Origin of the sequence: Bacillus sp. B-jedd (assembly GCF_000821085.1) — a bacterium.
Taxonomy (GTDB): domain Bacteria; phylum Bacillota; class Bacilli; order Bacillales; family Cytobacillaceae; genus Bacillus_D.
Map to the genome: position 1 here is coordinate 211201 of NZ_CCXR01000002.1, position 6415 is coordinate 217615.

The window sequence follows — 6415 nt, forward strand, 5'->3', positions numbered from 1 at the left end:
CATTTAAGCAAACGGTCTCTTATATTTTGAACTTACTCATGGCTTTGTCCATGCTGTCCTGATCAACGCCAATATACCTTAAAGTAATCTTTGGTGAGCTATGGTTAAATATCTCCTGCAACATGGCTACATCTTTTGTCTGGTGATAAAAATGGTAGCCGAACGTTTTTCTAAGCGTGTGTGTACCTATTTCATCCAGCCCAAACCGTTCCCCAGCATTACGTAGTATTTTATATGCCATGCTCCTGCCAATCGGCTTATTATAGCCTTCCCGGCTTTTAAAAAGGAATTCATTTTCATCCTTCCCATCTGTATACCGTCTAAGTTCCCTCTTTAATGAAGGGGTGATTTGGATACGTTTCTGTTTGCCTGTCTTTGTTTCTCTTAAAGTAAAATGCGATTTTTGAGCATCCTTTACCCTAAGTGGCAAAATATCAGATATACGAAGGCCTGAATTAATTCCTAAAACAAACAGCATGTAATTGCGATCACTTTCATCCCTTAGATATTGTTTTATACCTGCTATGATTTCCGGGTCCCTTATTGGCTGTACAAAGTTCATGCTGTCACGCCCTCTTCATATACTTCAACTTTCAGGGCAAATGCTAATCTATAGAAAGCCTTGGCCTTAAGACGGTAATATTTACGCTCACTCATTCCCATCTCGTTATACAGTTCATAATCGTAATAATCCTCCTGGGACATGTAGCGCATAATGATTATGGATCTTTCCCAATGACTTAACCGATTGACAGCTAAAACAATTCTTCTAATGTATTGCTCCCTCTCCATCTCATAATCAGCGTTTTTAATTGCTGCTTCTTCTGTAGAGGAATGAAATTGATTTGAGTAAGCAGGCATTTCCATTGAAAAGTTTTGTGTAACTTTAGGTTGCTTGTCAGGGGATTGTGTAAGCAAGAATATCCTGTATTTTTCTAATGCTGCTTCTACTGCTTTCTTGGTGGCCTCACGATCAATGGACGGCAAGTTAAAATTGATTTGATTTCCCATTTCCCCACCTCTTTTTATAGTTATCTTTGTCTAATGGCCCCGCCTTTTGAGCGTTTATATGTAGGCTGAAAAGTTCCCATTAAATCTTTAATTTCTCTTGTCGAAAGCTTCTCTTTTCTTTTTGACCCTTCTAGCTTTTCTTTTTTGTCTGAATTGATTTTATGGCTATTCTTTGCTGCCCATTTACCAAGCTCGCTCTGCAAGCTTCTCATCCTCCTCACCTTCCCCAAATAAAAAGGGCACCAATCAGCCAACAGCAAATACTTGCCTGGCCAATCAGTGCCCTCACGTTTTATTCTCGATCTCGGACAAATTATGAAACTGCTTTTTCTAGTAACAGTCTAAATGTTTCCCTGCCTCTAGGAGTTATTAAAGTTTGTACTCCGGCTTTCCCGTTCCTTTCGAACTCTTTGATATTAAATAATTCCGGTACATGTTTCCCATACGGTTTTAGTTTCCCCGAAAGGTCCCGGTATACGAACCCATTTTCTTGGAGCCATTTAATGAAGCCTCGTTCTCCGATATGCAGTTCTTTAGCTGTATCTCTAAAGTTCGTTAGAAGATTCCGGTCGACAAGAGCATCAAAGTAATCTGCTTTGGGCTGCATGATTGCCATTTGCTCATTTTGTTTCCGAACGGTTTCTAATGTTGCTTTAAACAGCATTTTAGTTTGATTATCCGCGTAGGGTAAATATGTTTGGAGAAACATATCTTCATTAGATACATAACCGCCCGTATTTCTAACTGTCGGAAGTACTTCATCAAAGACCCACCTTTCAAACCGTTCTGCTTCTGGCAGGTGGGACTTAACGATTAACCGATATAAATTCCCCTCATTGATGAATTTCTTTTGTTGGGGTCTTCCCATTGAATCGGTGACTGAACGAATCGTGCACCCATCTTCCTTGCAATGATCCCTAATGGCTTTTTGAGGGTTTGAATAGCCAAGTGTTTTTGCAGCTTCTGTAGCTGGAAACAGTGGCTTACCATGCTCTACAATAATCAGCAACTCACCAAAAGTATTATGGTTAATAACAAGTGGATTGCTCAACATCTTCCCTCCCTATAAATATAAAAAGAGGACACTAATTAATAGCAAAAAATGCTTTTAATCAGTGCCCTCACGTTTTATTCTCGATCTCGGACTTATTCAGTTATTCATAAGCCCATTATACTAAATTTTTGATTAATTAACTAGTAAATTATAACTTTTCAATTTGATATTTTGAATTAACTATAGCGGCGCCAACCAGGCGTTCTTCCACCATTTTAAGGATGAATAGAACCAAAAAAATCATCTTCCGAAGAAGATGATTTTGCCCAAACTTGTCCTAGTATGATTGTCTGTCTTAAGTTATTTCATAATAAAGTCAGTAATAACTCCAACAACTACCAAAAGAATACCAAATGATAAGGGCACTTTTTTTTCAGCTAAATTTGTTTTTTCAAAAACATAAATAGCAATCCCAATTGGAAGTAAAAATATGAAGCTTAAATAAATGTAGTTCTCTGGTAAAAAGGATGAAAAAAGTTGAAAGATACCAGACATTAAACCTAAAGTCAAGAGAATTAATGGGATTCTAAGTCGAATAAGCATTTTAACCTCCTATTTGTTAACTTTTTTTGACTTTTTTGGGAAAAATATCTATAAAATAGTAAAAATATGTTATTGTTCATTTGTATCATATTACAAATTTAGGAGGATGTACAGAATGTTTAAAAAAATTTTTATTGTTTGTTCCAGTATCTTCATTATTTCTTCAACCAATGTTTTGAAAGGAAATGCGGAAGGATTTGAAATCAATACTTTAGGGGCATTAGAAGATAAAATTGCTTTCTTTGAGAGTGATAATACCCTGCCTGAAGAAGTTGAAAGACAATTTATATTTGAAAATACTGATCCCTCAGTCTTAGATGCTTACATACTTAAATTATCAAACGAATTTCAAGAGGCTGTAAATGAATTATCCGAAGAGGCAAGCCTTTTGAATGGAGAATCATTTGAAATTACTAGTGAAACTGAAAGCAATGGTCTAGTTACCTTAACGGTATCTAAAGATCTTGAGTCACCCGTTATTACTAAAGAATTCCCAATAAGCACTGGAGATATGGTTACATTGGCTTCAACTCCGACTAGCAAGCAATTAACTCAAAGCTTCGGTGATAAGGTTTATAAAATTGATTATGCGTTTTATCACCTTCTTTACCCTGACACTCACATGGTTTTAAACATGTTTTATAAATTAAATTCAAGTGGAATAACAATGACAAGTACATCTAAAGCAGGTTCTTACGCAGTCTTCCCTTCTACTGTATCAGGTTCAACAAAAATAACGGACGCACGTGCCGAAAAAGTAGGGTATGATGTTAACGCTCAAGGGGATTATAAGTGGACCCTTGCCGGCTATAATGGAGTAGGTATTGCGTCCGTTGCAGTAACTTTAATTGGAACTGTAAAGTTGGTAGATTTATATGCTAATTCTGCATTAATAAAACAGTCATATGCAGTATATAAATAAGAGTTTTAAATACCAAAAACAAAAAAACGCCCCGTATGGGGTGTTTTTTTAAGTAAGAGTAAGTTATTTCAACCCATTCCTTGTATTTCGTCCCTAATTTCCTAATTTTTTTTGGTATTTAGCCAAATAATGGGTGGCTTTTTTTTTTTGAAAATGACCAATTTTTTTTAGCACTCCACTATCAAATGGAGGTTCTATTTTTAGCTATCTTTTGACAAATTTCATAATTGTTGGAAGTTATTGTGTTATTTTATTTGTGTTAATTGTACAATTTAATAGGGAGCTTTTGTGATATTAAAAGAGGGGGGAAATATTCTGTCGAATTTTAAGTATGTACCAGTATTTCGTTTTAGAAGCCAGGAAAGAAAAGCATTAGCTTCAACATCCATTAGTAATAAAATTCTTCCTTTGATTGAAATTGTTACAGAGAAGCCAACGACAAGAAGTAAAAATGATACAATTGACCAACTAATTGCTGATATAGGAAATTTAAACACTAAGGTAATGGTGGATTTTCCTATGTACCTTAAATTAGGAAATGCAACAATTAAGCCTGTTCTTGATTTTTTAACTCCGATTTTAGCTAATCCAAAAACAAGATATAATTTATTGTCTGATCAAAGGTTAGTTAATAAGAGCGATAAAATTATACCGGTTGTTACGTATGATCCAAATTCTCCATATATTAATCAGTACCTAACATCGCAAGATACACATTTAAGAAAGTATTATAATCAAATTGCTTATAGACTTTATCCAAGCATGTTTAACAACGCAATTAATGAAATTAGTGGTCTTGTTAAACAAGGGGATATTGTATTGTTGGATATTGATGAAGCTTCTCATTCTCATCCAATTAATCCACAAATGTATAAAACTATTCAAAGCTTGGCTTTACAAAAGAATATTAGTACAGTGCTGATTAGATCCTCAATACCAAGAAAATTAACAAATGTCGATTTGGATCATGGAAAAATTGTAAAAGAAGCAGATAATAGTTTACTAACTGAATACCGTAATCTAGGCTTTTCAGCTTTCGGAGATTATTGCGGAGTAAAAAAAGATGAGTTAAAAAAGGGTGGTATGATTAGCCCAGGTTATATTATGTATTCCTGGAATGCTAATTCTTATTTTGGGTTTAAAGGGGTTTTGCAACAAGCAGACTCATTTGAAACCATTGTGGTCCCTTCCATTACCACATCGGCTGTATGGAATGAATTCTCTGTTACTCATAAGACTAACTGCAATGGGTGTTGTAACGTAAGCAATATACAAAAGAAACTAAAAAAAGGTAATAGCCAGCCGGAATGGAAAGGCTTTGCTTGTAGCCATTACCTTTATACCATGGAAGAATTCTTATAATAAACCCAATAAGGGTCGGCTTGTGTCATAAAAAATGACTGCACATCTACAGGCATTATATTTACAAAATTATCACAAAGATGCTCCCATTTTGAATTATATCTTTTCTTTAACACCCTCTTAAACAGGGTGTTTATTTTACTTTGAGAAAATTTTTCAAAAATATATTCTTCTTTTTGTATCTTATCCAAAGTAATATTATATTCCCCCATTTGCCTTAAAGCCCAATCCAATTCTTTTTTTGTTAAAGTTGTTAATTGTTCTTTAGGACAAATGGATTTGTTTTTTTCAGCTTTTTTTCTAAAGTGAAATTTACAAGTATCCCTTTTCAAATTATATGTAATAATTCCACAATGGCTAGGAATTATTGCAGCTGCTTTATTATAATGTATAGGATGAATAATTATATATACATACTCAAATACCTTGCTGTAATCTTTTATTTGTTTATCCAACTTATCTAACGAATCCAATTCGGTCTTAATTTCGTAAGCAATGGACTTCCCGTTAATTCTGCCAATATCTAACCTACTTGACCCCACATTTAATTCGAATGTAGTGACTTCGTTTATGCGATTTAAATAGTTCTTAATAAAATTATATTTGATGGTAATTTCCCCAGGAAAATATTTTATCACTAATTCGTTTACTATAGCATGGCCTACCAGTTTATTTTTAAAAGGTTCAATATGATCAAATGTCTCTTTAGGTAAAGTTTCTTGGATAAGGGACCATATTTTCAAATCAAGTAAGAAAGGGTCATATAAACCATAAAGGGTACGAGATAATTTTTGTAATTCCTCATAGTTAAGCTTATTCTCAATAATCTCCATACAATCTTTTAACATAATTTATAATCGCCTCCCTTTCTAAAACCTTTCTTATTATAAAACCTTCATATTTATTTTTCTATACCTCATTTACGATATCCTCCCTAAGAAAAAATTTCCATAGTAAAAGGATACCAACAAGAAGATTTTAAGACAATGCACTATCAATAAGTAGAACCTTTTTATTGTCACAATTAAATTCTAAAATAATTTCGTAAATTCCAATTATTTTTCCTTCTTCTGTACGTCCGCTGGTAAACATTGCAAGGGCATAATCTCGACTAACTTCTATCATTTCTTCTTCATCTATTAATTCTCCAATTGTTAGGTTGTATAATGTGATTGCTTCATTTTTATTGGATGCTTTCAACAGGGCATAATACGGATAATTGGCCTCATAATAATTCAATTCTTACCCTCCTTCACTAAATTTGAATACCTTGAAATGTTTATTGGAAAACCTAACAAAAAATAACCTATATAGCTATAAACCGACATTAATTACCTGTATTTTTTTACTTTTACAAAGCTTGTGAATTTTCATTATTCTGCCTCCTCTTCATGTCACTGATCTATCATTGTGTCGCCATAGAACCGAACTGTGCAAAATAAAAAGCCACCAACAATTTATTTGTCAGTGGCTTTCTGGTGATCTTCTTGTAACCATCTCAATAAAGGGATTCCATCTAGCGT

Annotated in this window: 9 protein-coding genes; 2 read left to right on the forward strand and 7 right to left on the reverse strand. The window is 33.9% G+C overall.

Annotated features, from left to right (window positions below; translation table 11 throughout):
- Window positions 1–19 precede the first annotated feature (19 nt).
- The 5 genes from BN1002_RS22880 to BN1002_RS22900 all read right to left on the reverse strand — a co-directional run bounded on the left by BN1002_RS22880 (window position 20) and on the right by BN1002_RS22900 (window position 2608).
- A complete protein-coding gene (locus tag BN1002_RS22880; protein ID WP_048828321.1) occupies window positions 20–562 on the reverse strand; it encodes a site-specific integrase in 543 nt (180 codons plus the stop codon).
- Entirely contained in the window at window positions 559–1011 is a 453-nt protein-coding gene (locus BN1002_RS22885; RefSeq protein WP_048828322.1) for an ArpU family phage packaging/lysis transcriptional regulator, read from the reverse strand. Before BN1002_RS22885 ends, BN1002_RS22880 begins: the two co-directional genes overlap by 4 nt.
- A gap of 20 nt (window positions 1012–1031) precedes the next feature.
- Entirely contained in the window at window positions 1032–1223 is a 192-nt protein-coding gene (locus BN1002_RS22890; RefSeq protein ID WP_082036418.1) for a hypothetical protein, read from the reverse strand.
- A 101-nt stretch (window positions 1224–1324) separates the two neighbouring features.
- Window positions 1325–2065 (reverse strand): phage antirepressor KilAC domain-containing protein, encoded by a 741-nt coding sequence (locus tag BN1002_RS22895; RefSeq protein ID WP_048828324.1) that lies wholly within the window; start codon window positions 2063–2065, stop codon window positions 1325–1327.
- A 300-nt stretch (window positions 2066–2365) separates the two neighbouring features.
- Window positions 2366–2608: a hypothetical protein gene (locus BN1002_RS22900; protein WP_048828325.1), complete on the reverse strand. Its 243-nt coding sequence runs from the start codon at window positions 2606–2608 to the stop codon at window positions 2366–2368.
- A gap of 115 nt (window positions 2609–2723) precedes the next feature.
- On the opposite strand from BN1002_RS22900, the gene BN1002_RS22905 reads away from it, so the two are divergent.
- Together BN1002_RS22905 and BN1002_RS22910 are read left to right on the forward strand one after the other, a co-directional pair.
- Window positions 2724–3530: a hypothetical protein gene (locus BN1002_RS22905; protein WP_048828326.1), complete on the forward strand. Its 807-nt coding sequence runs from the start codon at window positions 2724–2726 to the stop codon at window positions 3528–3530.
- 288 nt (window positions 3531–3818) lie between these two features.
- Complete coding sequence (locus tag BN1002_RS22910) at window positions 3819–4892, forward strand: beta family protein (RefSeq protein WP_048828328.1); 1074 nt, start codon at window positions 3819–3821, stop codon at window positions 4890–4892.
- Here the strand turns inward: BN1002_RS22910 and BN1002_RS22915 are convergent.
- Complete coding sequence (locus BN1002_RS22915) at window positions 4868–5740, reverse strand: sce7726 family protein (protein WP_048828329.1); 873 nt, start codon at window positions 5738–5740, stop codon at window positions 4868–4870. The two genes, BN1002_RS22910 and BN1002_RS22915, sit on opposite strands and share 25 nt — an antisense overlap.
- 130 nt (window positions 5741–5870) lie before the next feature.
- Window positions 5871–6131 carry a hypothetical protein gene (locus BN1002_RS22920; protein WP_048828331.1) on the reverse strand — a complete coding sequence of 87 codons (261 nt, stop codon included), beginning with the start codon at window positions 6129–6131 and terminating at the stop codon, window positions 5871–5873.
- Window positions 6132–6415: the final 284 nt, after the last annotated feature.